Genomic DNA, 22,990 nt, shown 5'->3' on the forward strand with positions numbered 1-22,990 from the left:
TTTAGATGCCATTTATTGCCATTTGGTGAAATTTATCAATAATTGATTCAATTTCTTTTATGCATATATCTAATGGTTCATTTTGAAGTTTTTCAAGTTTCAGGGTTTTATTTTTTCTATTTTCTAATAATGACATAATAGACAAAAGTCTATCTTTATGTTCCGGCATAATTTCTAGTAGATTATTATAGTATACATGTGAACTTTCACCTTTTCCATTTTTGAAATGAGGAAAATGCCTTACAAGATTAAATAATTTATTATCGAAAGAAACAATCCAATTATCTAATTTTTCGCCATCAATTCCATTAAAATCACCAATGTTACATATATTTATAAGTGCTAAATCAAAAGAGCCATTTGATGCTATGGACTTCATTATTTCTAAAGGTGATAACTTACTAAATGACTTCGATTTTTTTCCAGAATAAAAATTCTTTTTAATATCTTTAATTAATTCTTTATAAGGACCATTGTTTTGTCTTACAGATGATGAGTAGAAAACAATACAAGCAATAAAGAATTCTTTCATAGACACTAAATCAAGTTCATCTATAACAATACGAATATAGAGATTAATTTTGTCATCAAAAGTTGAGTTGTTTAGATTCTTTTCAATAATTTGAATTAATAACAATGAACAGTAGGAAAAAGAAGATATTAATTTTTGCCCTGAAGTGAAATTATCTATCGTTTTTCTGGTTTGTTGCTTATCAAATGTATCATCATTGATATTATCTTCTTCATAAGCACATTCGAATTTAAATTTTTTATCGAATAATTTTAGTTTTTTATAGCTATAATTTGCATATTTACCGGGCATTTCAGATAAAGAAAAAAAAGGACACCATGCAATATTTGAGTATGAGTTTAATCCCAATAAGTTAAATAACTCTATTAAATCATGATCTTTCAAAATTCTAATTCTATCTTGGTCATTATTTACTTTCTTATCAGCACATTCTTCCATGGCTATAAGAATATTTGTATCGGGGATTAAATTAGTTGTAATTCCGTTCTCATAGTTATATTTTATTCGTTCTAACGTGAGTGTTTGTACTTTTTCACTTGGATATAGTGATGGTTTAATAAATCGAAGTTTTCTTGACATGTTTCTTATCTCTTATAATTCAAAAAAATTATCCTTATTATATAAAAAATAAATTTTATGTGATTGACTGTCGCTGTGTAGCGACATATAATACGCCTATATTGCGGTTTTCGCATCCAAATTAAACCCCGACTCACTCAGTTGGGGTTTTTTATTGCACAGAAATTATGGCGAGAGATATAAACGCTATTACTCCACATTAGCTCCACAGTGTTTATATCGCTGCAACTCGCCGCCTTTCTTTATGTGATGGGGGACTGCTACATGTTGCTGCATGTAGCAGTCATCAATACCCACGCGTCATGGTCATGAGTATCAACCAAGCCCCAGCTGATCAGCGGGCATATTCTACAGGACTACTGTAAAAATGACCAGTAAAAAAAGCGATCAAATTCAAATAGATAACTTAACATTGATTCATGATGATTGTCTGAATGTACTTAAATCATTGCCTGATAATCATATAGATCTCATTTTAACTGACCCTCCGTACTATAAAGTTAAAACAAATAAATGGGATAATCAGTGGAGAACTGCAGATGATTATTTAGCTTGGCTAGATGATATCTTTGCTGAATTCTGGCGAGTGTTAAAGCCCGCGGGTTCTTTATATGTGTTCTGTAGTCCCCACTTATGCGCTGAAACTGAAATATTAATCAAACAACGGTTTAATGTTTTAAATCACATTGTTTGGGCAAAGCCTAATGGAACATGGTTACGGCAACATAAAGAATCATTACGAGCATATTGTACATCTAGTGAGCGTATTATTTTTGCTGAGCATTATAATGCAGAAGGTAAATTCAAAGGGCAAGTTGGCTACGCGTCAAAGTGTGAGAGTTTGCGACAGACTATATTTGCTCCACTAATTGAGTATTTTAGGAATGCGCGTGATGAACTTGGGGTTTCTGCTGCGGATATTAACAGAGCAACTAATTCACAAATGTGTTCGCACTGGTTCAGTCGAAGCCAATGGCAGTTACCGAATGAAAAACAGTATAAAGCCCTGCAAGAATTATTTAATCAAATAGCAAAAGAAAAAATACAAAAAGGTCAGTTGCATGAAAATAGTAACGTTTTAACAAGTGAATATTCTGTATTAAGCCATGATTATGAATTTCTATTTAAGCAGTATGATGATTTAAAAAAAGAATACGAACACTTACGGCGCCCATTTAATGTGACAAAGCATGTACCATATACAGATGTTTGGACGCATAAGCCAGTCGCTTATTATCGAGGTAAGCATCCTTGTGAAAAACCATCAATAATGTTAGAGCAGATAATAAGTGCAAGTTCTAAAGATGGCGATTTGGTCGCTGATTTTTTTATGGGCTCAGGTTCGACATTAAAAGCAGCTAAAAAATTAGGTCGCTTTGGGCTTGGGGTTGAGTTTGAAGAAGAAACGTTTTTGAAAACAGTTTCAGAAATTAAAGAAACAACTATTTAAGTTAAAAGGGTAAAAACATGCAAGAGCCAGCCACTACATCAGCATTTTTAGCGGTAATGTGCGCTATTGGTGTTGTGTCTGGATCTGACGCATATCCAGTAATAATTAGTTCATTTGCCGGTGCAACACTATATATGACATCTAGTCATAATATTAGTTTGAGTCGGCGGTGGTTGTATTTTATTTTGTCATTTTTTCTTGGTATCACGACATCTAACGCAGTTGGGAAAATTATAGCTGCATTTGTCCCATTTGTTCAGTTAACTGTTGATCAGTCATTAGGAGCGTTGTTGTCCTCAGCATTTATTGTAAAAGTGCTGGTGTATTTTTTAGAGAATAAAGATGTCGAAAAATCTATTTTTAGTTCAATTATAAAATGGCTCTCCAATACTAGGAGGGATGATTAATGTATCTATTAGCTAGTTTATTTAACTTCGATATGCACTCTGTGCAACCACTTCTTAAATGGATTGTTGTTTTATTGAGTTTATCATCTGCAGGCGCGTTGTTTTGCTATAGACGTGGTAAGTCAAAGTTTAGATTCTTTCCGTCTCTGTTAGCTTATTCATTAATGCTTGCAATGATTTCCGATCCAATCCTGGTATTTATTGGTCAACCTAAAATAATTGATCTTACGGAAATATTAGGTAGAAGTTTTATTCTGGCTGTTTTGTTGGCACACAACGGTAATGTTGTTGGCGCATTTAAAAATGCAACATGGCCAAGGATATTTAATTTTCGGAGGAAGAATGAAAACAAGCATTAATGGAAAATCTAAATTAAAGTCGTTTGAGGGATTACGGTTAATAGCATACCAATGCTCAGCAGGTGTTTGGACTATCGGTTGGGGTCATACTTCAGGAGTAAAAGAGGGCGATAAAATAACAGTCGGACAAGCTGAAATTTTCCTAACGGGTGATTTAGTTCAGTTTGAAAATGCAGTGAATAAATTAGTTAAAGTGCCGATTAATCAAAATCAATTTGATGCTCTAATTTTGTTGGTTTTCAATATCGGCATTACTGCATTTACTGGTTCAACATTATTAAGAAAATTAAATGCAGGGGATTATTCAGGGGCATCTAATCAATTTTTGGTGTGGAACAAAATCAGGGTAAATGGCGTTAAAAAACCGAGCCTTGGTTTGACTCAACGTCGCCAAGCTGAAAAAGAGTTATTTGATAGAGCGTAATCATGAATAAAAAAATAGCAATAACTATCTTTGTTCTGATCGTGTCGTTAATTTCAAGTAATGGTTTTTGGGTTTATAACTCTGAACGCTTAAAGGGCAAAATTGCAAAAATACAGTTGAGTTACGCTCAAGAAGATTTGAAGCGAGAGAAAGAGTATGTTGGTAAGTTGGAATATCAGCGCGAACTGACAAAAAGTTCAATCGAAACAGTTGTGCAAGAAACAAGTCTTTATATGAACTTAAACGAGCAGTTACAAGGTGAATATGATGTATTACAGAAAGATATGGATGCATTACTTAAAAGTGACGAGTGTGGCAATAGTAATATTGCTGATGATGTCCGCCGCAGGTTGTTCTCAACAAACTAAAATTCAGTATGTAACTCCGACTTACATTCCATTGCCCGATAACATATCGAAACAAAATCCTGAACCTTCGATAAATGAGCAAAATCTTGTTAAGTGGAAAGATGCGCTTAAATTAATGAATGAATATAAAACATGGGGTGAAAAAGAGCGGAATCGTGCTAACTCATGTATAACTATTTACGAAAAAGTGATTGGTGAAAATAATGCAAACAGTAAAGATAAACACAAATAACAACACAATTATTAGCGAATGTGATTCAGTAGTGATAGCTAGACCTGGTCAGTTAATGTTTGATTCAACAATTGCCGAGGCTAAAAAAAAGGGGTATGAGAGACCAGAGCATATGATTTGTTATGGGCGTGCTACTGAAATTGAAAAAGGCGTTTATCGCGATGATAGTAAGGTTTTTATTCTTCCTCGTTGCATTAATGATAATACGATGATCATAGGATTAGTTTGTTTATCAACAGATGATAAAAATGATAAAGAGGAGCTTTCATATTTGTTTATTTATGAAGGTGAAAGCGTCTTTATAACAAACTCTAATGGTGTCGAGATTGAGGTGTTGAGTTGAGATGTAAAGCAAAAGGATGTTGTGTTTGTGCGTATTCAGCAAGTGGTTATTGTGATAAACATTTATACATGATCAAGGCGAATAAAATACAACGCCAAATGGATTGGTCTGTTTGTAATAAAAAGGGATGTAAGAACAAAACACCACAAGGAAAACGTTACTGTTCTCAACATAATTGGTTTGTCTAATTTGGAGTTAATATGCCAGCTCGCACACCAAAAGCGTGTAGAAAACAAGGTTGCCCAAGGGTTACAACTGATGCGTCAGGTTATTGTACAAGTCACAAACCAACGGAAAACAGTTGGGCTAGGTACCAAAAAGGTCGTTCAAGACATGAGCGAGGTTATGGATCATCTTGGGACAAGCTAAGGAAACAAGTCTTGCAGCGTGATAAATATATTTGTCAGTGTGATGAATGTAAGGGATTGGGTTTGGTTAAAGAAGCCACTCACGTTGATCACATCATTGCCAAGGCTCATGGCGGAACAGATGACCTAAGTAATCTGCGTGCAATTAATAAGCACTGTCATGATAAGAAAACAGCAAGAGAGCGGCTTAGGTAGGGGGGATCAAATCTCTGTAGCTTTTCTTCCTGAGTACCGCCCCCCTAGGCAAATTTTTACAACCGCGAAAAATGAACTTTAAATTGGAGATGTTATGGCTGGAGCAAGCGGACGGTCAGGACGTAAGCCAAAACCAGTCGCAATTAAAAAGCTCACGAACAATCCGGGCAAACGTAAACTTAATAAATATGAACCCACTTTTACACCAATAAAAGGTGTTACCCCTCCAGAATGGTTTGTAGAAGCTGAATTGCATCTCGCTATTATAATGTGGGAGCTAACAGCAAAAGAGCTGTGTGCTGAAGGACTATTGTGTGTAACCGATTTGAGTATTCTTGAGCGTTGGTGTGTCGCATATGAATTTTGGCGTAGAGCTGTAATTAATATTGCTCGGCAGGGTAATACCGTGATCGGCGCAACTGGTGGACCAGTAAAAAATCCTGAGTTAACTGCCAAAAAAGAACAAGAATCTGAAATGAACACAACTGGCGCATTGCTGGGTTTAGATCCTAGTAGCCGTCAAAGATTGATTGGTTTAGCGACTAAAGAAAAATCAAATAACCCATTTAGTAATTTATAGTTATGGCCAAAAAATCATATAAAAATGTTAATGCTGCAAATCAATATGCAAGAGATATTGTTAAAGGAAAAATTATTGCGTGTAAATATGTAATTGACGCATGCCAAAGGCATTTAGATGATTTAGAACAAGAAAAAAATAAGTCATTTAAATATAAATTTAATAAAGATCTTGCGGAAAAAGTATGTAAATTTATTCAATTATTGCCGCATACAAAAGGCGAATGGGCATTTAAACGAATGCCGATCACATTAGAGCCGTGGCAATTATTTATATTTTGTTGTGTATTCGGATGGGTTCATAAAAAAACAAATTTACGTCGATTTCGTGAAGTGTACACTGAAATTCCGCGTAAAAACGGGAAGTCGGCAATTTCAGCAGGAACGGGGTTATACTGCTTTTCGGCGGATAATGAATTTGGTGCAGAAGTTTATTCTGGTGCCACAACTGAAAAACAAGCGTGGGAAGTTTTTCGTCCTGCTCGATTAATGTGTAAACGAACACCTCTTCTTTGTGAAGCATTTGGTATAGCCGTAAATGCTTCTAATCTTAGTCGAATTGCAGACGGTGCTCGCTTTGAACCATTGATCGGTAATCCTGGTGACGGGGCTTCTCCTAGTTGTGCAATTGTTGATGAATATCATGAACATGATACCGATTCACTTTACACAACAATGCTAACAGGTATGGGGGCACGTAAACAGCCGTTGATGTGGGCGATTACAACCGCAGGTTATAACATTGAAGGTCCTTGTTATGACAAACGCCGAGAAGTGATTGATATGCTAAATGGAACAGTCCCGAATGATGAACTGTTTGGCATTATTTACACGATTGATGAGGGTGACGATTGGACAGATCCCTCTGCACTTGAAAAGGCCAATCCCAATATAGGTATTTCTGTTTATCGTGACTTTTTATTAAGCCAACAACAACGAGCAATTAATAATGCAAGATTGGCAAATACGTTTAAGACTAAACATTTAAATGTGTGGGTTTCAGCAAAATCAGCATTTTTTAATATGATCAGTTGGGCAAGCTGCGAAGATAAAAGTTTATCGTTAGAGCAATTTGAGGGGCAATCAGTAATACGTGGATATGATTTGGCCAGAAAATTGGATATGAACAGTGGAGTCAGGCTATTTCACCGAATTCTTGATGGTAAACGCCATTATTATTGTATTTCTCCAAAGTTTTGGGTGCCCTATGACACTGTTTATGGTGCTGATGTCGAAGATAGAAAAACAGCAGAACGCTTTCAAAAATGGATTAATACGGGGCATCTAGAAGTTACTGACGGTGCCGAAATTGATTATCGTGAAATATTACATGACGCTATTGAGTCCAACAAAGATAATCCTGTCACAGTTTCAGCGATAGATCCGCACGGAGCTACAAACCTATCACATCATCTAGCTGACGAGGGATTAAACCCAGTCACAATTATTCAAAACTTTACTAATTTAAGTGATCCAATGAAGGAATTGGAGGCTGCCATTCAATCGGGCAGATTTCATCACGACGGTAACCCTATTTTAACGTGGTGTATTAGTAACGTTGTTGGAAAAAATGCACCAGGTAATGATGATGTTGTGCGACCGATAAAAGAGCGGAATGAAAACAAAATTGATGGAGCGGTAGCGTTAATAATGGCTATTGGTCGAATTATTCTATCTGAACAAGATGATGAAGATTCAATTTACGAAAAAACGGATGTCTTATGCTAAACATAATTATTTTTTTAATTGGGGTTCTGGGAGGGGCGTTAGTCTCTTACGGAGCATGGCTTATATTGCCCGCATGTGGTTTTATTACTGCAGGTTGTATTTTTATCATGTGGTCATATTTTGCTTCAAAGGTGATTGCTAACTCACAACAAATTGAAAATAAAGAAGGTTAATAATGTTTACTCCCTCAATGTTCAAAGGGCATAAAATTCAACAGAGTGGAGCTTGGCGTTGGATTAGCTCTATTTCTGGAAGATCAAGCTCGGCAGGGGTGATGGTAAATCGTGAAACAGCATTTGCACAAAGCGCAGTTCAGGCCTGTGTTACTCTTTTAGCCGAGTCTGTAGCACAGTTGCCCTGTGAACTCTATCGTCGTGGTAAAAATGGACAGCGAGAACGAGCAACAGATCACCCTTTATATGATTTAATTCATAATCAGCCAAATAAAAAAGACACTATTTTTGAATTCAATGAACAAAAGCAAGGTTATCTTGGCGTTGATGGAAATAGTTATTCATTAATAGAGCGTGACGGAAGTGGTTATGTAACAGAGTTAATCCCTGTAAATCCTAAAAAAATTCAGGTTTTAAAAGGTCCTGACGGATTACCTTATTATAATCTTTTAGATCACAATGAAATTGTCCCCATGCACATGATGCATCATGTTAAAGCATTTTCGTTTGATGGTTTTGTGGGAGTTTCACCATTGCAAACTAATGCAGATGTTATCGGTTTGAGTATTGCCGTTGATCGGCATGCATCACAAGTGTTTGCTAATGGCACAACAATGAGTGGAGTAATTGAACGCCCTAGCGATGTTAAACCTATAGAATCTCAAGAAAAAGTGGATGCCATATTAAATAAATGGAGAGAAAAACACAGCGGGATTCGTAATGCATTTTCAGTAGCTTTACTACAGGAGGGCATGACGTATAAACAACTGGCAATGGATAACGAAAAGGCACAACTACTAGAAAGCCGTCAATACGGCGTAATTGAAGTTTGCCGATTATATAAAGTTCCTCCTCATATGATCCAGTCCTTGGACAAAGCCACATTTAGCAATATTGAGCATCAAGGGTTACAGTTTGTTATTTATACCTTATTGCCTTGGTTAAAACGTCATGAAGCGGCAATGATGCGTGATTTATTATTACCGTCAGAACGTAAAGATTTATATATTGAATTTAACGTATCGGGATTGCTTAGAGGCGATCAAAAAGCACGGTATGAATCATATGCGATTGGCAGGCAGTGGGGGTGGTTATCTGTCAATGATATCAGAAGAATGGAAAACCTAACCCCAATATCTGGCGGCGATACTTATTTAACACCGTTGAATATGATTGATACATCAATGTTAACAGGAATTAAAAAAGCAACGCCATCCCAAATAAAAGAAATAGAGACAATATTATGCCGAAATTAATTAATTATCCTCATCTAGCAAATCAGGTTTTTGGAGTTCCTCATTATGCAACACCGCAAACCTTGGACGCTGTAAAATCTGTTTTGGTCCCACGTATGCTAAGTGGCTCATTAGCATTATCAGATATTGAATTGAATAAAATCAATTTAAGCAAAAATGATATTGAAGCAACCGCAGTGACAAGCACTGCTAGTCCCGTTAAAGTTATCCCTATTCACGGTTTATTAACAACACGAAGAGGCTCAATCAACGCAGCATGTACAGAGCTTGTCAGCTATGAAAAATTACGTACCGATATCAATCAAGCACTGAATGATGCGTCAATAAAGGAGATTGTACTTGATATAAATTCAGGTGGTGGTACCGCAGCAGGCTGTAAAGAGTTAGCTGATTTTATTTATCAATCAAGGGAAATAAAGCCAATAACCGCTATTGTTAATTATTCTGCTTTTTCTGCTGCTTATTTTATTGCTGCTGCGTGTTCAAAAGTAATTCTGAGTGAAACATCAGGAGTTGGATCAATCGGCGTAATTCTAGAACATATGGAAATGTCAAAGCTTGAAGAAAATGCTGGTGTTAAATTTACAACACTCTATCGAGGTGATTATAAAAATGCAGGTTCAATTCATGAGCCATTAAGCGATCATGCATTGGAATTCCTTAACGGGCAGCTTGACTGGACATATAAATTATTTACTGAGTCAGTTGCTAAATATAGAGGTGTTGATGTTCAAACGATTATCAATACACAAGCAAGATGTTATTTTGGTAATGAAGCAATAAGTGCTGGACTAGCTGATGAATTACAAACGCCTCAAAACGCAATTAATTTAATTGCATCACAGTATCAACAACAAGCAAAAGTTCAAAATAACATTAAGATTCGTGCACAAGCAATTGCTAACGCATCACGAATTTAACAATTAATAATTTTTTACTCTCATCAAGCGACTCAAGTCGCTTTTTTTATATCTAAATCAAGGTGAAAACATGTCTAAAATTCTAGAATTACGAAGAAAACGTTCAGAAGTAAATGATAAAGTGCAAGCTTTAGCAAAAAAGTCAGAAGCTGGGTTAACGAGTGATGAGTCAGCTCAGTTCACTCAACTTTGTACTGAATTTGATGAAATTACAGCGCAAATAGAACAACTTGAAAAAGCAGAAAAAATGCAAGCAGCTATTGCACAACCAGTCAGTGCCGTTAATGCTCCGGCAGTTGTTGTTAAGCAAGATCTTAAACAATATCCTGGTGCTGGATTGGCCAGAATTGCAATGTCTATTGCTGCAGGTAAAGGTAATCTTCAAGATGCTGCAAAATTTGCCGAAACAGAAATCGGAGATAAAGGCGTTTCAATGGCAATTAGTACTACACAAGCATCGGGTGGAGCATTAATTCCGCAAAATTTATATAGCGAAGTTATTGAGCTTTTACGTGATCGCACTGTAGTTCGAAAACTGGGGGCTCGTTCAATTCCATTGCCAAATGGCAATTTAAGCTTACCACGAATGTCGGGGGGAGCAACAGCTTCCTATGTTGGCGAAGGTAGTGATGCAAAAGCCACAGAGTCAAAATTTGATGATGTTAAATTAACGGCTAAAACAATGATTGCGCTGGTGCCGATGTCTAACCAATTAATTGGTCGAGCAGGCTTCAATGTTGAACAAATGGTATTAGCTGATGTGCTGTCAGCAATTGCAGTACGTGAAGATAAAGCCTTTTTGCGTGATGATGGTAATAACAACACACCGAAAGGGTTTAAAGCCACAGCAATGGATAACTCACGTAATGTTGATTGGTCGGGTGCTGTGAATTTGAATGAAGTTGATAAATATTTAGATTCATTGATTTTAAAACTAATGGAATCAAACAGCTTGATGATTAAATGCGGATGGGCTATGTCGCCTCGCACGTGGATGTATCTGTTTGGGCTACGTGATGGAAATGGTAACAAAGTTTATCCAGAAATGGCGCAAGGCATTTTGAAAGGATATCCGATCGAACACACCAACGCCATTCCATCAAATTTAGGTACAGGATCAAATGAAACCGAAATTTATTTTGCGGATTTCAATGATGTTGTCATCGGTGAAGATGGCAATATGACAATTGATTATTCACGAGAAGCGACATATATCGACGCAAATGGTAATCAAGTTTCAGCTTTTGCACGTAACCAATCATTAATTCGTGTTGTTACTGAACATGATATCGGGTTCCGTCATCCTGAAGGATTATCACTCGGGTCAAAAGTTGCATTTTAATTTAGATAATTTGTCTAATTAAAAACATCAATAATAAAGCCATCGAAGATACTGATGGCTTTATTTTTAGGAGAATATTATGAGCAAAACTAAAAATCTAATTGCTGATGCACAATTATCTGTATTATCGATAAACAAAGAGCAAATCTTAGCAAATGGGACAGATCAAGCTGTTATTACAATCCAATTAAAGGACTCAGAAGGTAATGATATTAAAAATCTTTCTAGTGAATATAAAGTAGCGTTAATTTCTGAAAGTAAAAGTATTTTATCTGCACTAACAAGCAATGACGACGGTACATATACATGCACCGTTTCAACAACGAATGTTGGTGAAGAAAAGTTTGGCTTTAGTGTGAATGATGTTGTGAATCAAAATTCAATTGAATTGAAATATATTGAAGAAAAGAGCCCTAGCTTACCTCCATCACCGCCTAAAGATCAAAAAACACAGCAACCGCAAAAAGGTGCTAAAAACGATACTAAAGTTATTGTTGAATTCATTTGTCCTTTTAGTCGTTATTCGCGTGGTGATATTGCGGGTTTTGAAACTAGTTATGCAAAAGAATTAGTTGAAACACGGAATGTGGCCAAGCTTTATAAAAAATAATTGGTGCTTCAATGATTGTTGACTTAATTGATGTGAAACGCTTTCTTCAAATTGAAGATGATATAACTGAGCACGATCCTGTTATATCTGCATTGATTGAAAGTGTTCATAAAAGAATCGAAAGAGAGTGTAACTGTATTTTTTTACCAAAAGATACAGAGTTTCCTTGTGATGGTAAGCGTTATTTTATTGCCGAAGCTGATGTTTTACTAGCAATAAAGATTCTTGTTTGCAATCTGTTTGAAGGGCGAGGAGGTGGTAGTATTCCCGCTCATGTTGAAGTTATGCTACATCCGTTCAAAGAACATGCAATTGGATAGGTTTATGCAAACTGGTCGCTTAATAAATCGTATTGTTTTTCAACAAAAAACAAAAGAAAAAGACGAACTTGGACAAATAACAGAAAAATGGAATGATGTTATTACACTGTGGGGGGCAATAACAGATCAGACTGGAAGAGAATTTAATTCAAGCCAAACCGAGCAGTCCGTCTCAAATTGCACAATTACCGTTAGAAAATATAAAAATGCCGTAATAACTCCTGATATGCGGGCATGTCATAACGGGATTATTTATGATATTAAAGCCGTTTTAACAAATGAAAAGCAGACTCATCTGCAGTTACCCTGTCAAAAAGGTGCTCGTTATGATTAAACCCACGTTATCAATAGCTGGATTTAAAGAGCTTGAAGCGGACTTTAAATTACTGTCAAAAGCAGAGCAACGAAAAGTTTCAAAAAAGGCTGTGCGTGCCGGTGCTGTTGTTTTTCGTGATGCTATTCGTGCAAGTGCGCCAGTTCGAACTGGACGCTTGAGGCGGTCTATTTCTGTAGATACAGCAAGAGGCTCGCTAACAGCAGGCGTGAAGTTCAAAAAAATTCGAGTTACAAAGAAATCACAAAAAGGCAAACATAAAAATATTTTACCTTTTTACTGGTGGATGATCGAAAACGGCACTTCAAAAATGTCAGCACGGCCTTTTGTTCGTCCTGCATTTGATGCAAATGTAAAAAAGGCAGAAGATGCAGCATTTGAACAGTTTTTAAAAGATATCGATGAGATTTTCTTAAAATGATAGAAGCTAAAATTAACAACACACTAAAAACATTGTGCGACGGTCGTGTTAGCCCATTAGTTGCGCCACAGGGGACTAGTCCTCCTTACATCTGTTACACAAAAGTTTCAGAAGTTTACGACGATGTTATGTGTGGCCAATCATCTGTTGAGTATTGTTTTCAAGTTGATATCTACGCTAAAACATTGCTCGAAGCTGAAACCATTAAACAACAAGCGTACGAAAAACTGAAACCGTTAAAACCATTCAATATCACTAGTCGCCAAGACTACGAATCAGAAACTGAGCTATATCGCTCAACATTAGAATTTTTCATTCAATAATTACCTATTTAACCATTTTTATGCCGCTTAACTGCGGTTTTTTATTTTGGAGATATTAATATGGCAGAAGTACAAAGTGAATATACAAAAACAAGGGATGTTGGTGTTTTTGTTAGTAAAGATCCGTCCCTTAAATTTATTGCGCAGGCAACAGCAAAGCTTAGTCTTGAGTGCACTGTAACTGATTACTCAATGACAGCACCTGAGGGCGAAGAAATCGACGTATCAACCCTTTCCTCAATCACAAAAGAGACTATTAGCGGTTTACCTGCAGAAGCGACGGTATCCATGAATGCTAATTTTGTTATCGGCAACGCTGCACAGCAAGTTTTACGTAAATCGTACGACACGGGAGATAACTACGCATTTCAAATTAAGTACGAAGATGGCAGCTCAATCGATTGGATTGCTCGCGTAACTAGCTACGAGTTCAAAGGTGCTAAAAACGGTGTTGTAACAGGCTCATTTTCATTTAAAGTTAAAGGCAAGTTTGTTTTTAATGTTCCATCTGTTAATTCAGGACAAAAATAATGAATTTAAAACAAATTATTACAGCAAAAAATTCAGGCTTTCGTACAAAAAAAGTTCACGTTGCCGAGTGGGGTGTTGCGGTTACTATTCGTGAGCCTTTGCACACTGATTTTAATCGGTACATTAAGACAATCAAAGATATCACAGATAATAAAAAGCTAACTGAACACGAAAAAGATTTACTGAACATTAAAGCAGAAGCAACGCTATTTGCGACAGTGCTGCTTGACGATAACGGTGATTTTGTTTTCAGCAATGATATTGATGATTTAGTAAAAAGCTACGGTCCTGTTCACACCCGACTAGTAAATGAAGCTTTTAATCTACTAGGCTTGAAAAGCGAGCCAATAAAAGAAGCTGAAAAAAAGTAGAAAGCGATCCTGAGCTGTTTTTTAAGTTAAAGCTTGCATTAAGGCTCGGTAAAACTCTTGCCGAGCTTGAACAAACATTAACGGCTAGAGAGTTTTATTACTGGGTCGCATTCGACAAATTAAACCCGATCGGCGACGAGCGTCACGACTGGCACGCCGCACAAGTCGCATCAGCTATCTATCGCTCACAAGGCGCAAAAGTCGAGTTTGACGACTGTTTACTTAAATTCAAAGAAGAGAAGAAAGAGCCTGTGAGTATCTTTGATGCTTTATCTAATTTACTTGGGAAATAATTATGGCAACATTGCGAGAATTGGCAATCCGAGTCACAGCCGACTCATCATCATATCAACGAGAAATGAGCAGGGCATCACGGCTTGGTACAGATTATTACAAAACAATGGAAGATCGCTCAAAGCGGTTTGATGCATACATTGCTAGCAATAATCGCTCAGTTCAAGCACTGAACATGCAATTAACACAACTAAAATCATCAGCGTTAAGTGTTGCTACAGCATTTGCCGGTGGTTTTGCCTTTACTAGCATTGTCAATATGGCGGACGATTGGGGGCAATCAGCTGCTCGTATCAGAATGGCTATTACATCTGTCGAGGGTTCAGCTGATAATTATGAGCAAGTGCAGGGTCGCTTGCTTGAAATTAGTAATCGCAATGCTAAAGCTATCGAAGATTCGCAAGAGCTATACATTGCAACGGCTTCATCAATGCGGGATCTTGGTTATAGCACAAATGACACGATCGACTTTATCGAAGCCATGTCAAACAGTTATACTATAAATGCGACTTCTGCAGATAAAGTATCAACAAGCATTAACGCAATCACTAAATCGATGATCACAGGGAAAGTTAGTAGTAACGACTGGAAATCGATAATGGCATCAACGCCAAATGTTGTTACAGCACTTACAAACTCAACAGGTAAAGCCGAAAAGGTCATAAAGCAACTCGGTATGAGTGGTCAAATATCAATGCGACAGCTTGCTGATGCAATGATTAAGGTTAAAGATGAAACGGGTGAAATGGCTGATGGCATGGGTAATACTGTAAAAGACGGTTTTACTCAAATATCAAACAGCTTTAAGTCGTTAATCGGTGAGATAAATAGCAACATGGGGATTACACAAAGTGTTGCTAGTGGTTTGAAAGTCGTTGCGGACAATATTCATTTGATTACTGGTGCTGGCGCAGTTTTAACTGCCGCAGGATTATCACGATATTTTAGCGGACTTTCGCTATCTGTTTTTAATGCAACAAAAACAACATTAGCAAACAGAGCAGCACAAATATCTCAAGCCCAAGCACAACTAGCAGCTGTTAAAAGCTTGCAATTAAAAGCGGTTGCAGAAGTAAATGCTGCTAGATTTGAAGCACAACGAGCAGTTGGCTTAAAAGCCAATTTAATTGCGCAAAACAATTTAACAGCAGCTATTAATCGCCAAACACAAGCAAACAATGCGCTAGCTGCTGCACAAACAAAAGTAAATGTATTAACTAGTAAATTTAATTTGTTATCCCGTGCGGGTAGCGGTTTATTAGGTATGCTGGGTGGTCCACTTGGCTTAGCTACAACATTGTTATCGGTGGGCGCTGGTTTTTTAATGATGGGCGACGGCGCAGATAAAGCTAAGAAGCCGATCGAAGAATTACAGCTACCCATTGATCAACTACTCGCTAAGTTTAAAGAGCTCGACAAATCAAGACAGTTAAATATAACAACTGGACTGCAAGCTGAAATCGATATTAATACAAAAGATATCGATATTAATATTTCTGATATTAAAGATAAATTAACGGATAAATTAACTGACATTTTACCCGCTGGATATTCGGGTGTGACGCTTTATTTGTCACCATCTAATAAACAAGCTATTGATGAGTATGTGAATGAAATTGATTCGCTCAAAAATAAGCTAAAAGAGGGAGAAATAACATCAAAAGAATTTGGCGAGAAGCTATTTGAAGCTGGGCAGAAATTTACATCAGCAACAGCAGGCGGCGAACAATTCAAGACACTAATTGGGAATATTACTACTGCTCTGTTAGAAAATGCTCAGAAGCTAGCAGAAAACAAAGAAAAAATGGATGCGGTGGGCAAAGCCTCGGCTGAAACAGCTAAAGAAGTTAAAAAACTTGATGTAACTGATTTTCCCAATTTAGAAAATCAACTTGGCGTACTTAGTCAGCAACTTGATGTTAACAACGTCAAAGCAGATGCTGGAGCAGAAGCAGCATATGTGCTTGCAGGGCTACAACGAGCAGCTGGCGATGCTGCGCTTGAACATGCAGATGATTTAATTGCATTAGCGAAAGGGGCGGATTTATCAGGGAAAATGACTGATAAACTCGCTCAAAAACTATCGGAATTTGCAAAAAATCTACGTGAAAGCTTCAAGCTACAAGAGGGCTTCAAGCATTCAAAAACGATCAAGAGCGCAGCAGAACTGTATAAGTCGCAGTTAGATAAACTCAACAACCAAATCAATGCATATACAGATATCACTGAGTTGCAAAAAATCCGCAGACAATTAGCCGAAGGTGAACTTAGTAGATTAACTGATATTCAGAAGAAAGCGTTGGAAACCAAAGCGGTTGAACTAGATAAGTTAAATGCTCAAAAAGAGTATAAATCAATTATGGATTCTTTGCGCACTCCTGCTGAGCAACAGCTAGATACTTACAAGCAGCATTTATCGATTATCGAAAAAGCAAATCTATCATTAAAAGAACGTGAAGAACTGCTTAATAGAATGGCTAAAAAAGCCGCTGAATCAGCACCAACATTCAGCTATCACAACTCTTACAGTGGTTTGGGTAGTGATTTACTGAATGTAGCGGAAGACGATAAAAAGCTGCGAGACTGGAAAGAAGACCAGCTAACAATACTAGCCGATCTCTTAGAGAAAAAGAAGATTATGTATGAAGAGTACGCTGACGCTGTCGTTAAGATTGAAGAAACTATGCAACAAAAGCAAAAGGATATTCAGTCTGCATATACATTAGCGGCACTCGGCACATTTTCATCGTTAACTGGCTCTATTGCTGACATGTTCAGAGAGACGGCAGGCGAATCATCAGCAGCATACAAAGTGATGTTTCTTGCTAGTAAAGCGTCCGCTATTGCACAAGCGATGATTAGTACCGAAGTTGCGGCTGCAAAAGCACTTGAATTAGGTCCAATAATGGGTGTTCCTGCCGCCTCATTAATTCGAGGTCTTGGCTATGCGTCGGTTGGCATGATCGCAGCTCAAACAATTTCAGGTATGGCGCATAGCGGTATTGATAACATCCCTAAAGAGGGTACTTGGCTACTTGATAAAGGTGAGCGTGTAGTTGATGCACGAACAAATGCTGATTTAAAAGATTTCTTGCAAACATCGAATAAATCAGGCGGTAATATAACAGTAAACGTGCCTGTAAATGTTGGTAACGGTGGTTTATCTGAGGATGACGGAAAAGCAGTCGGGAATATGATAAAGCAATCAGTACTAGCAATTCTTGATGAGCAAACACGCCCAGGAGGCAAATTAAATAGACGTTGATTTAGTAGCCGAAATTTCATACCATTATCCAAAAATTAATTAAGGAGAATGGTATGAAAAAATTAATGACAGTCGGTGTTGTAGGTTTTTGGTTGGCTGGGTGCGCGACAATTGGCGATGTAAATGGAGAGGATTTTATAACAGCAAAAAAAGTTAATCCGCAATCATCCTTGATTGGTTTTTGGGTGGGTGCGTCTGGTCCATATCTTAATACATGGAAGATCAATAATGATGGGACAGGTGAATTTTGTTATTCTTGGAATGGTAAAAATGTTAATGGCAAGTTAATTTTTAATGGTAAAGAGATAATTTATCAAAGTGGAGAGAAGTTAGAAATAACAGATACTAACGGAAGTGTAATAGAAGCTAAGTCGTATTACTATGGCACAACAAAGTACAAATTTTATAAAGATGATAACCTGACAAAGTCATCAACATTCTGTCAAAATTTATTTAATAAATAAGGTAAATTATGATGTGGTGGGCGGCATTAGGTATATTTGTTTTTATTATTGCATTTTTTCTACAGATATTTTGGTGGACACCTCTGAAAAAAAGAAAAGGTCAATCAGATGAACATTTAAATAAGCCGTTGAAGCCGTCAAAAATATCAAAACTTAAAAAAAAAGAACTAATAGTTAACTATCAAGATCTTTCTAAGAAGAAACAATTTTATACAGAACCACCTATTTCTCGTGACAACTATTATCGATCTTTACTTGCTAAATTAATAACTGATAACACGCTAATCTTAGACACTGAAACGACTGGTTTGGATGAAAAAGCTGAAATTATCGAAGTAAGCATTATTGACTTAAAAGGTAATGTTTTACTTGATACCTTGATTAAACCAAAGAGAAAAATACCTGCAGATGCTATTAACATTCATGGTATCACAAATGAAATGGTGAAAGACGCTCCTCTATGGGAAGATATTTATAAAGAGTTTAGAAAAATAGTTAAATCAGCCGATCTGGTTTTTATTTATAATGAACGTTATGACAAACGTTTAATTATGCAAACATGTAGATTATCAAAAGTTCCATCTCCGACATTTAAAAGTGCATGCGTTATGAAACTTATGGCTCAATGGAATGGAGAGCAAAAAAGAAATGGAGAATATCTTTTCAAGTCGCTTGACTTTATAGCCAGATTGAGAAAGGTGCAAATAGAAGGTCAAAAGCATAGGTCTTTAACTGATTGTAAAACAGTTTTATCTATAATTAATAGTTTTCTTAACCTCTAAAAGAATGCCGAGAGAACACCCAGTAAAATAATATTAGTTGACTTTATTTGTTAACTTAATATATATTCTAAAAAGGTGCTCAAAACACCTTCAAAGAGCGGTAACCGCACCCGATAGTTAAGCGGTTTTTTTATATCCAGATTTTATGATCGGGAGTGCGACGAATACAACACCCTCGGGAAATAAGTCCGCTGTCTCTTTGCAGTTTTGAGCTCCTGATCGCCCTACTCAAAATAGGGTTAATAATAAAATCAAAGAGGATATAGCATGTCAAACACAAAATTAGAAACAATTCAGTTTCACAATCAACAATTAATCGTTCTTAATCACCAAAACAAACCTTATATTGCAATGAAGCCAGTTTGTGAAAATATTGGGTTAGATTGGCACGCACAACTAAATAGAATTAATAGACATCACGTATTAAGTCAAGGTGTCGCCATGATAGCGACCCCCACAAAAGGTGGTTTACAAAAGTACGTTTGCCTCCCAATCTCAATGATCAACGGCTGGCTTTTTGGTATTGAGACAAGCAGAGTAAAACCAGAAATAAGGGCGACACTTGAACAATATCAACTTGAATGTTTCGATGTACTTTATAATCACTTTATGCCAAAAGTAGCGCAGCAGTTTCCTAACACTATTTCACCCGAACAACAACAGCAAATCCAACAGGCTGTCAACGAGCGAGTGTATCGAACAGGTGAAAAACATCAAGCGGTTTATTCAAAATTTCATCAGCAATTTAAGATACCACGTTACCAAGATTTGCCAGCTAGTAAATTTGATGAGGCGATTAAGTGGTTGGGTGGTGTGCATTCTCGAAGTGGATTATCTGATGAAGATTGGTATAAATTAGCTCGACTATTATTTGTTGCTAATTATATGAGAGAAAAAATTCAGTTAATTGAACCGGCGTTAAAAATAATTGATTCATCTTATAGAGGAGCTTTTTATTCTATGGGTATTGAATTTAAAAGAGATATTGAATCGGCACGATTGATTATCGAAAGGGAGACAATGCATATCATTACAAATCACTTTACTGAGAAATGGAATAGAGTATTACCAGTCATTCGATATCACTAATCAAATAATATTTAAATATAACCACCTGCGGGTGGTTTTTTATTGCCCCAAACGTTGAAATAACATACTATTACCTAGAAGTATAATTGAGTCATGTATTATAAATATATTTAGAGGTGAAAGTTATGAGTGATAAAATATGGTGGGAGAAAACAGTAGAATATCGATTTCTTCAAATGTTTTTTGCTATAGAAGGTGAAAAAAACATAGCTCCGCTAGATGGAAATGCTGAAGAACATGCGGGTGATGCATTAGCAAACATCAGAGGTAGATGGTTTTTAATTGAATTTAAGCGCAATAAAAGTTGCTTAGATAGTGAAAAATGTAAATATAAAAATTATCAAGAATCAAAAGAATCCATTAATAATCAAAATGGTGAAAAGGGTTTTAATAATCAAGATAAGTTCCATTATTTAATTTATGGTTGTCAAGGTAATGGAGCACTAGATTTAAAAATTCGATTATATTGGGATGATAGTCAAGCAGGCACTCCTCTTGATATACAAAAAGCGTTTTTAAACGAAAAATCAACTCAGTCAAACGATGAACAAACTACATCATACAAAGAATTCTGTAATTATCTTAACTTTTTGAAAGAACAACGTATAAGAGAAAATGGCTCTAACAAGAGTGGCGGTGGTGGCTCAATCGCTATAATGATAGAGAAAAATTCATTAGTCATGATTCATGAAGACAATTTTAAATTAGCTTTTGGAGTGGATATATCTAATACTCCCTCCCTTGCCTTAAAAAAAACCCCAGGTATGTAAAATAACTTAACTTAACTGTATATTATTAATCTACCCCGCTTCGGCGGGTTTTTTATTAAAAATCTAACAGTTCAGGCTTGATTTGTAGTGCTTGGGCAATTTTAATTCGTGTTGCTTTTCTTAAGTTTTGGCTTTTTTCATATTGAGAATAAGCTGATTGGCTAATACCTATTTTATTCGCAACTTCAACTTGAGATAATTTTAAATACTCACGCCATGCTTGTGCAGGAGAATAGTTATTATCAAAAACCATGTTAACAACTTCGTTTGGTACGCCCGTTTCAATATCGATTGTTTTATTCATTATTATTTTTATGATTAACCTCAATATAAGCATTATATAAGTTTTAGTAAAAATATAAATAATTAGAATTGATAACCATAGTTGACATTCTAACAGTGTAAGATATAATAGTTTTAAATTAAAACAGGAATAAAGCATGATTACTGTAAGTTATACACCGCAAATGGAAAAATGGTTGAAGTCGCTTAAAGATAAAACTGCAGCAGCTAAAATTAAAGTTTGAATTCGTCGCATGCAAGAAGGTAATTTTGGTGATGTTAAGCCTGTAGGCAGCGGTGTATCAGAAATGCGTATTCACTGTGGAAAAGGGTATAGGGTTTATTTTGTTAACCGCAATAATGAAATTGTTATTTTATTGTGTGGCGGTGACAAGGATACACAACAAACAGATATTAAAATTGCTAAAGAATTAGCAAATAAATGGGGTTAATTATGACTACAAAACTAAAAACTTTTGATGTGGTTGATTTTTTAAATACTGATGAAGAAATGCAAGAATATTTAAATGCCGCAATAGAAGAAGGAGACCCTAAATTTTTATTTATTGCACTTGGTGATATAGCTAGAGCTAAAAACATCAGTCAGCTTTCACGTGATACAGGTATAAGCCGTGAGGGTATTTATAAAGCGTTATCAGGTGAGGGGAATCCTACTTTTAATACAATCTTTAAAATTGTTCAAGCATTAGGTTTGCAAATGCAGTTTTCCTCACAAAAACATGCTGATTGTTGTTAACTGAGTATGGAAAATCTAATGTAGATATACAAAATAAAATCAAACCTAAAGCTCGCAATTGCGGGCTTTTTTTATGTCTGGAGAAAATTATGGAAACATTTCACTGGCAAGTTGCGCCGAATATGAGCGAAAAAGCTGAGCCACGAGTAAAAGTTATAAAATTCGGTGACGGCTACGAGCAACGAATTAAAGACGGCATTAACAACGACTTGCGCTCATACAGTGTCACGCTAAAAGTAGCACGAGAAGATGCGCATCACATCAATGATTTTTTAACACGTCATGGTGGGCTTCATGCATTTAAATGGAGAGAGCCTAACTCTCATCGGCTAATTAGAGTTAAATGTACATCTTGGACATCTAACGTTATGAACACAGTAACAACAATAACCGCAGCATTCGAGGAGGTAGTCGCATGATCCCCAAAAAAATGTTACTTGATATAACCAAAATAGCGCAAGATGCGATTGTTGATTTGTATGAAGTCGATTTAACGAAGATCGTGGGTAATAAAACGATATTCCGATTTCATAACGGATTAAATGAGCTGAGACGTCCAATAACGTGGCAAGGTAACGTTTATGAGCCGTACCCAATAAAAGTAGAGGGATTCGAAAAAAACGGGCAGGGAACGAGTAACCGTCCGACAATGAGCGTTAGCAATGCAATGGGATTTATTACTGGCTTAATTAATGACTTCGATGGTTTATTAGGCGCAATTGTCACACGTCACGAAGTGCCCGTTAAATACTTAGACGCTGTTAACTTTGAGAATGGTAATCAATATGCTGATCCGTTTTGCGAAATCATCTCAAATTATGTGATTGAGCAGGTGAAACAACAAAATTCAATGGTTGTGACGTTTGAATTAGCGTTGCCATGCGAATCAGATGGTGCCTTAATTCCTGCTCGTGTTATTGTCGCTAATACTTGTAGCTGGATATATCGCTCGTCAGAATGTGGTTACACTGGTGGACCTGTAGCTGATGAATTTGATAAACCGACAAACGACATCACAAAAGATAAATGTAGCCGTTGTTTAAATGGCTGTAAACTGCGTTATGGGCAACACGGCATTCTTCCATTCGGCGGTTTTCCAACTGCTGCTAAACTCTCTTAATT

The 22,990-nt window shown here is 36.5% G+C and carries 33 protein-coding genes and 1 pseudogene; 32 read left to right on the plus strand and 2 right to left on the minus strand.

The features are described 5' to 3' along the window. Position 1 precedes the first annotated feature (1 nt). Positions 2 to 1,111, minus strand: coding sequence for a hypothetical protein (locus A9G44_RS12345; protein ID WP_065611362.1), 1,110 nt, complete (start codon positions 1,109 to 1,111; stop codon positions 2 to 4). Positions 1,112 to 1,478: 367 nt separating this feature from the next. On the opposite strand from A9G44_RS12345, the gene A9G44_RS12350 reads away from it, so the two are divergent. The 28 genes from A9G44_RS12350 (at position 1,479) to A9G44_RS12475 (ending at position 20,829) form a co-directional block, all read left to right on the plus strand. After that, positions 1,479 to 2,561, plus strand: a complete 1,083-nt coding sequence (locus A9G44_RS12350; RefSeq protein WP_065611364.1) for a DNA-methyltransferase — start codon at positions 1,479 to 1,481, stop codon at positions 2,559 to 2,561. A gap of 17 nt (positions 2,562 to 2,578) precedes the next feature. Then, positions 2,579 to 2,968: a putative holin gene (locus A9G44_RS12355; RefSeq protein ID WP_065611366.1), complete on the plus strand. Its 390-nt coding sequence runs from the start codon at positions 2,579 to 2,581 to the stop codon at positions 2,966 to 2,968. Next, positions 2,968 to 3,327, plus strand: a complete 360-nt coding sequence (locus A9G44_RS12360; protein ID WP_065611368.1) for a phage holin family protein — start codon at positions 2,968 to 2,970, stop codon at positions 3,325 to 3,327. Before A9G44_RS12355 ends, A9G44_RS12360 begins: the two co-directional genes overlap by 1 nt. Continuing rightward, positions 3,311 to 3,751: a lysozyme gene (locus tag A9G44_RS12365; protein WP_065611371.1), complete on the plus strand. Its 441-nt coding sequence runs from the start codon at positions 3,311 to 3,313 to the stop codon at positions 3,749 to 3,751. Before A9G44_RS12360 ends, A9G44_RS12365 begins: the two co-directional genes overlap by 17 nt. Positions 3,752 to 3,792: 41 nt before the next feature. Further along, positions 3,793 to 4,119 (plus strand): hypothetical protein, encoded by a 327-nt coding sequence (locus A9G44_RS12370; protein ID WP_143426413.1) that lies wholly within the window; start codon positions 3,793 to 3,795, stop codon positions 4,117 to 4,119. Then, positions 4,085 to 4,351, plus strand: a complete 267-nt coding sequence (locus tag A9G44_RS12375; RefSeq protein ID WP_143426414.1) for a hypothetical protein — start codon at positions 4,085 to 4,087, stop codon at positions 4,349 to 4,351. Before A9G44_RS12370 ends, A9G44_RS12375 begins: the two co-directional genes overlap by 35 nt. Next, the gene (locus A9G44_RS12380; RefSeq protein ID WP_065611376.1) at positions 4,323 to 4,694 is read left to right on the plus strand and encodes a hypothetical protein; all 372 of its coding nucleotides are present in this window, start codon (positions 4,323 to 4,325) and stop codon (positions 4,692 to 4,694) included. Before A9G44_RS12375 ends, A9G44_RS12380 begins: the two co-directional genes overlap by 29 nt. Further along, positions 4,691 to 4,882 (plus strand): hypothetical protein, encoded by a 192-nt coding sequence (locus tag A9G44_RS13370; protein ID WP_143426415.1) that lies wholly within the window; start codon positions 4,691 to 4,693, stop codon positions 4,880 to 4,882. The genes A9G44_RS12380 and A9G44_RS13370 overlap by 4 nt, the downstream gene beginning before the upstream one ends. Positions 4,883 to 4,894: 12 nt before the next feature. Next, positions 4,895 to 5,257, plus strand: a complete 363-nt coding sequence (locus A9G44_RS12385; RefSeq protein ID WP_065611379.1) for an HNH endonuclease — start codon at positions 4,895 to 4,897, stop codon at positions 5,255 to 5,257. Between the two features lie 94 nt (positions 5,258 to 5,351). Further along, positions 5,352 to 5,837, plus strand: coding sequence for a phage terminase small subunit P27 family (locus A9G44_RS12390; RefSeq protein WP_065611381.1), 486 nt, complete (start codon positions 5,352 to 5,354; stop codon positions 5,835 to 5,837). A gap of 2 nt (positions 5,838 to 5,839) precedes the next feature. Beyond that, positions 5,840 to 7,564 (plus strand): terminase large subunit, encoded by a 1,725-nt coding sequence (locus A9G44_RS12395; RefSeq protein WP_065611383.1) that lies wholly within the window; start codon positions 5,840 to 5,842, stop codon positions 7,562 to 7,564. Beyond that, positions 7,558 to 7,737, plus strand: a complete 180-nt coding sequence (locus tag A9G44_RS12400) for a hypothetical protein (protein WP_065611385.1) — start codon at positions 7,558 to 7,560, stop codon at positions 7,735 to 7,737. Before A9G44_RS12395 ends, A9G44_RS12400 begins: the two co-directional genes overlap by 7 nt. A 2-nt stretch (positions 7,738 to 7,739) precedes the next feature. Further along, positions 7,740 to 8,993, plus strand: coding sequence for a phage portal protein (locus tag A9G44_RS12405; protein ID WP_065611387.1), 1,254 nt, complete (start codon positions 7,740 to 7,742; stop codon positions 8,991 to 8,993). Next, positions 8,981 to 9,913, plus strand: a complete 933-nt coding sequence (locus A9G44_RS12410; protein WP_065611389.1) for a S49 family peptidase — start codon at positions 8,981 to 8,983, stop codon at positions 9,911 to 9,913. The genes A9G44_RS12405 and A9G44_RS12410 overlap by 13 nt, the downstream gene beginning before the upstream one ends. Positions 9,914 to 9,983: 70 nt before the next feature. Continuing rightward, complete coding sequence (locus tag A9G44_RS12415; RefSeq protein ID WP_065611390.1) at positions 9,984 to 11,255, plus strand: phage major capsid protein; 1,272 nt, start codon at positions 9,984 to 9,986, stop codon at positions 11,253 to 11,255. Positions 11,256 to 11,334: 79 nt separating this feature from the next. Then, positions 11,335 to 11,865, plus strand: coding sequence for an Ig-like domain-containing protein (locus A9G44_RS12420; RefSeq protein WP_065611392.1), 531 nt, complete (start codon positions 11,335 to 11,337; stop codon positions 11,863 to 11,865). Between the two features lie 11 nt (positions 11,866 to 11,876). Continuing rightward, positions 11,877 to 12,185, plus strand: a complete 309-nt coding sequence (locus A9G44_RS12425; RefSeq protein ID WP_065611394.1) for a head-tail connector protein — start codon at positions 11,877 to 11,879, stop codon at positions 12,183 to 12,185. A gap of 4 nt (positions 12,186 to 12,189) precedes the next feature. Further along, on the plus strand, positions 12,190 to 12,519 hold the full coding sequence (locus tag A9G44_RS12430; protein WP_065611397.1) for a phage head closure protein: 330 nt from the start codon (positions 12,190 to 12,192) through the stop codon (positions 12,517 to 12,519). Next, positions 12,512 to 12,940, plus strand: a complete 429-nt coding sequence (locus A9G44_RS12435) for an HK97-gp10 family putative phage morphogenesis protein (RefSeq protein ID WP_065611399.1) — start codon at positions 12,512 to 12,514, stop codon at positions 12,938 to 12,940. Before A9G44_RS12430 ends, A9G44_RS12435 begins: the two co-directional genes overlap by 8 nt. Next, the gene (gene gp17, locus A9G44_RS12440) at positions 12,937 to 13,263 is read left to right on the plus strand and encodes a tail completion protein gp17 (protein WP_065611401.1); all 327 of its coding nucleotides are present in this window, start codon (positions 12,937 to 12,939) and stop codon (positions 13,261 to 13,263) included. The genes A9G44_RS12435 and gp17 overlap by 4 nt, the downstream gene beginning before the upstream one ends. Before the next feature lie 60 nt (positions 13,264 to 13,323). Then, positions 13,324 to 13,794 (plus strand): phage tail tube protein, encoded by a 471-nt coding sequence (locus A9G44_RS12445; RefSeq protein WP_065611403.1) that lies wholly within the window; start codon positions 13,324 to 13,326, stop codon positions 13,792 to 13,794. Next, a complete protein-coding gene (locus tag A9G44_RS12450; RefSeq protein ID WP_065611404.1) occupies positions 13,794 to 14,165 on the plus strand; it encodes a phage tail assembly chaperone in 372 nt (123 codons plus the stop codon). The genes A9G44_RS12445 and A9G44_RS12450 overlap by 1 nt, the downstream gene beginning before the upstream one ends. 14 nt (positions 14,166 to 14,179) lie before the next feature. Then, positions 14,180 to 14,458, plus strand: a complete 279-nt coding sequence (locus A9G44_RS14155) for a phage tail assembly protein T (RefSeq protein ID WP_081298346.1) — start codon at positions 14,180 to 14,182, stop codon at positions 14,456 to 14,458. Between the two features lie 2 nt (positions 14,459 to 14,460). Further along, positions 14,461 to 17,724 (plus strand): tape measure protein, encoded by a 3,264-nt coding sequence (locus A9G44_RS12455; protein WP_065611406.1) that lies wholly within the window; start codon positions 14,461 to 14,463, stop codon positions 17,722 to 17,724. Between the two features lie 53 nt (positions 17,725 to 17,777). Next, positions 17,778 to 18,188 carry a J517_1871 family lipoprotein gene (locus A9G44_RS12460; protein WP_081298341.1) on the plus strand — a complete coding sequence of 137 codons (411 nt, stop codon included), beginning with the start codon at positions 17,778 to 17,780 and terminating at the stop codon, positions 18,186 to 18,188. Between the two features lie 8 nt (positions 18,189 to 18,196). After that, a complete protein-coding gene (locus A9G44_RS12465; protein ID WP_081298342.1) occupies positions 18,197 to 18,970 on the plus strand; it encodes a 3'-5' exonuclease in 774 nt (257 codons plus the stop codon). 267 nt (positions 18,971 to 19,237) lie between these two features. After that, the gene (locus A9G44_RS12470) at positions 19,238 to 20,059 is read left to right on the plus strand and encodes a phage antirepressor N-terminal domain-containing protein (protein WP_065611408.1); all 822 of its coding nucleotides are present in this window, start codon (positions 19,238 to 19,240) and stop codon (positions 20,057 to 20,059) included. Positions 20,060 to 20,184: 125 nt separating this feature from the next. After that, positions 20,185 to 20,829, plus strand: coding sequence for a hypothetical protein (locus A9G44_RS12475; protein ID WP_065611410.1), 645 nt, complete (start codon positions 20,185 to 20,187; stop codon positions 20,827 to 20,829). A gap of 55 nt (positions 20,830 to 20,884) precedes the next feature. Here A9G44_RS12475 and A9G44_RS12480 read toward each other — a convergent pair whose 3' ends face one another. Further along, a complete protein-coding gene (locus A9G44_RS12480; protein ID WP_218837601.1) occupies positions 20,885 to 21,133 on the minus strand; it encodes a helix-turn-helix domain-containing protein in 249 nt (82 codons plus the stop codon). 136 nt (positions 21,134 to 21,269) lie between these two features. On the opposite strand from A9G44_RS12480, the pseudogene A9G44_RS12485 reads away from it, so the two are divergent. From A9G44_RS12485 to A9G44_RS12500, 4 genes and pseudogenes are all read left to right on the plus strand, one after another. Further along, positions 21,270 to 21,563: pseudogene (locus A9G44_RS12485) on the plus strand (type II toxin-antitoxin system RelE/ParE family toxin). Positions 21,564 to 21,565: 2 nt separating this feature from the next. Then, positions 21,566 to 21,868: an addiction module antidote protein gene (locus tag A9G44_RS12490; RefSeq protein WP_065561131.1), complete on the plus strand. Its 303-nt coding sequence runs from the start codon at positions 21,566 to 21,568 to the stop codon at positions 21,866 to 21,868. Between the two features lie 89 nt (positions 21,869 to 21,957). Then, complete coding sequence (locus A9G44_RS12495) at positions 21,958 to 22,287, plus strand: phage tail protein (RefSeq protein WP_065611454.1); 330 nt, start codon at positions 21,958 to 21,960, stop codon at positions 22,285 to 22,287. Continuing rightward, positions 22,284 to 22,988 carry a phage minor tail protein L gene (locus A9G44_RS12500; RefSeq protein WP_065611412.1) on the plus strand — a complete coding sequence of 235 codons (705 nt, stop codon included), beginning with the start codon at positions 22,284 to 22,286 and terminating at the stop codon, positions 22,986 to 22,988. The genes A9G44_RS12495 and A9G44_RS12500 overlap by 4 nt, the downstream gene beginning before the upstream one ends. Positions 22,989 to 22,990 lie beyond the last annotated feature (2 nt).

Origin of the sequence: Gilliamella sp. Occ4-3 (assembly GCF_001690675.1) — a bacterium.
GTDB lineage: Bacteria > Pseudomonadota > Gammaproteobacteria > Enterobacterales > Orbaceae > Gilliamella > Gilliamella bombi.

Excerpts from the sequence above, each read along its gene's own strand:
- A9G44_RS12460 (WP_081298341.1), top strand. The coding sequence starts at position 17,778 with ATGAAAAAATTAATGACAGTCGGTGTTGTAGGTTTTTGGTTGGCTGGG.
- A9G44_RS12480 (WP_218837601.1), bottom strand. The coding sequence starts at position 21,133 with ATGAATAAAACAATCGATATTGAAACGGGCGTACCAAACGAAGTTGTT.
- A9G44_RS12470 (WP_065611408.1), top strand. The coding sequence starts at position 19,238 with ATGTCAAACACAAAATTAGAAACAATTCAGTTTCACAATCAACAATTA.
- A9G44_RS12445 (WP_065611403.1), top strand. The coding sequence starts at position 13,324 with ATGGCAGAAGTACAAAGTGAATATACAAAAACAAGGGATGTTGGTGTT.
- A9G44_RS12490 (WP_065561131.1), top strand. The coding sequence starts at position 21,566 with ATGACTACAAAACTAAAAACTTTTGATGTGGTTGATTTTTTAAATACT.
- A9G44_RS12475 (WP_065611410.1), top strand. The coding sequence starts at position 20,185 with ATGAGTGATAAAATATGGTGGGAGAAAACAGTAGAATATCGATTTCTT.
- A9G44_RS12450 (WP_065611404.1), top strand. The coding sequence starts at position 13,794 with ATGAATTTAAAACAAATTATTACAGCAAAAAATTCAGGCTTTCGTACA.
- A9G44_RS12410 (WP_065611389.1), top strand. The coding sequence starts at position 8,981 with ATGCCGAAATTAATTAATTATCCTCATCTAGCAAATCAGGTTTTTGGA.
- A9G44_RS12375 (WP_143426414.1), top strand. The coding sequence starts at position 4,085 with ATGATGTCCGCCGCAGGTTGTTCTCAACAAACTAAAATTCAGTATGTA.
- A9G44_RS12435 (WP_065611399.1), top strand. The coding sequence starts at position 12,512 with ATGATTAAACCCACGTTATCAATAGCTGGATTTAAAGAGCTTGAAGCG.
- A9G44_RS12345 (WP_065611362.1), bottom strand. The coding sequence starts at position 1,111 with ATGTCAAGAAAACTTCGATTTATTAAACCATCACTATATCCAAGTGAA.
- A9G44_RS12500 (WP_065611412.1), top strand. The coding sequence starts at position 22,284 with ATGATCCCCAAAAAAATGTTACTTGATATAACCAAAATAGCGCAAGAT.
- A9G44_RS12365 (WP_065611371.1), top strand. The coding sequence starts at position 3,311 with ATGAAAACAAGCATTAATGGAAAATCTAAATTAAAGTCGTTTGAGGGA.
- A9G44_RS12465 (WP_081298342.1), top strand. The coding sequence starts at position 18,197 with ATGATGTGGTGGGCGGCATTAGGTATATTTGTTTTTATTATTGCATTT.
- gp17 (WP_065611401.1), top strand. The coding sequence starts at position 12,937 with ATGATAGAAGCTAAAATTAACAACACACTAAAAACATTGTGCGACGGT.
- A9G44_RS12350 (WP_065611364.1), top strand. The coding sequence starts at position 1,479 with ATGACCAGTAAAAAAAGCGATCAAATTCAAATAGATAACTTAACATTG.
- A9G44_RS12405 (WP_065611387.1), top strand. The coding sequence starts at position 7,740 with ATGTTTACTCCCTCAATGTTCAAAGGGCATAAAATTCAACAGAGTGGA.
- A9G44_RS12415 (WP_065611390.1), top strand. The coding sequence starts at position 9,984 with ATGTCTAAAATTCTAGAATTACGAAGAAAACGTTCAGAAGTAAATGAT.
- A9G44_RS12455 (WP_065611406.1), top strand. The coding sequence starts at position 14,461 with ATGGCAACATTGCGAGAATTGGCAATCCGAGTCACAGCCGACTCATCA.
- A9G44_RS12420 (WP_065611392.1), top strand. The coding sequence starts at position 11,335 with ATGAGCAAAACTAAAAATCTAATTGCTGATGCACAATTATCTGTATTA.
- A9G44_RS12495 (WP_065611454.1), top strand. The coding sequence starts at position 21,958 with ATGGAAACATTTCACTGGCAAGTTGCGCCGAATATGAGCGAAAAAGCT.
- A9G44_RS12355 (WP_065611366.1), top strand. The coding sequence starts at position 2,579 with ATGCAAGAGCCAGCCACTACATCAGCATTTTTAGCGGTAATGTGCGCT.
- A9G44_RS12380 (WP_065611376.1), top strand. The coding sequence starts at position 4,323 with ATGCAAACAGTAAAGATAAACACAAATAACAACACAATTATTAGCGAA.
- A9G44_RS12390 (WP_065611381.1), top strand. The coding sequence starts at position 5,352 with ATGGCTGGAGCAAGCGGACGGTCAGGACGTAAGCCAAAACCAGTCGCA.
- A9G44_RS12385 (WP_065611379.1), top strand. The coding sequence starts at position 4,895 with ATGCCAGCTCGCACACCAAAAGCGTGTAGAAAACAAGGTTGCCCAAGG.
- A9G44_RS12425 (WP_065611394.1), top strand. The coding sequence starts at position 11,877 with ATGATTGTTGACTTAATTGATGTGAAACGCTTTCTTCAAATTGAAGAT.
- A9G44_RS12430 (WP_065611397.1), top strand. The coding sequence starts at position 12,190 with ATGCAAACTGGTCGCTTAATAAATCGTATTGTTTTTCAACAAAAAACA.
- A9G44_RS12395 (WP_065611383.1), top strand. The coding sequence starts at position 5,840 with ATGGCCAAAAAATCATATAAAAATGTTAATGCTGCAAATCAATATGCA.
- A9G44_RS12400 (WP_065611385.1), top strand. The coding sequence starts at position 7,558 with ATGCTAAACATAATTATTTTTTTAATTGGGGTTCTGGGAGGGGCGTTA.
- A9G44_RS12360 (WP_065611368.1), top strand. The coding sequence starts at position 2,968 with ATGTATCTATTAGCTAGTTTATTTAACTTCGATATGCACTCTGTGCAA.